Genomic DNA, 918 nt, shown 5'->3' on the forward strand with positions numbered 1-918 from the left:
AAGCCGTCAAAGGGCGGGCACCAGTCTGCCAGTACCCGGCGCAGGGCGCCCCCAAAACTAATCGGGGACACGCATGAATTGGGGAATGTCTTACGGGGTTTGTGGTTGTTTTCTGATGTAGTTGGGTTTGAGTAGTCAGTAGTGTTGGGTGATGGATAAGCAAGGAGGCTTGTAATGACCCGAGCGCGTTATAGCCAGGTTTCGCTGGATTCCACGTCTTACTATCACTGTATCTGCCGCTGTGTGCGGCGGGCCTTTCTGTGTGGTCAGGATCATTATTCCGGTCAGGATTATGAGCATCGCCGCCAATGGGTGGTGGATCGCCTTGCCGTGTTGGGTGAGGTGTTTGCCATCGACCTTTGTGCCTATGCGGTGATGTCCAATCATTACCATGTAGTCCTTCGTATTAACCAGAAGAAAGCCTTGGGCTGGTCTGATCAGGAAGTGGCAGACCGGTGGATGCAGTTATTCAGAGGGCCATTGATCGTCACACGTTGGCTCAAGGGAGAGACTGAGTCCGCGGAAACGCTTAAGGCATTGGAGATCGTGCAAACCTGGCGTGAGCGCCTGTATGACCTTGGCTGGTTCATGAAGTGTCTAAATGAGTATCTGGCCCGTAAGGCCAATGAGGAAGATTGTTGTAAGGGCCGGTTCTGGGAAAGCCGCTACAAATGCCAGGCCTTGCTGGATGAGAAGGCGGTGCTGCAGTGTATGGCCTATGTGGATCTCAACCCGGTGCGCGCGGCTATGGCAGAAACACCTGAGGAGTCCGATTACACTTCGATTCAGCAACGCTCAGAAGCCGTTATGTCAGAGTCTGAAGACAACCTAAAGCCCACACTTCTGCCGATGGTTGCTGCAAATACAGCGGAAGCAGAGGATGACGATACGGTATGCCGTTTTCGATTAATGGACTAT

At 52.8% G+C, this 918-nt stretch carries 1 protein-coding gene; it reads left to right on the plus strand.

From position 1 onward, the window contains the following. Nucleotides 1-174 precede the first annotated feature (174 nt). On the plus strand, nt 175-918 hold a 744-nt coding region (locus tag A3730_RS03980), incomplete at its 3' end, for a transposase (protein WP_082872242.1).

Source organism: Alcanivorax sp. HI0044 (genome assembly GCF_001634945.1).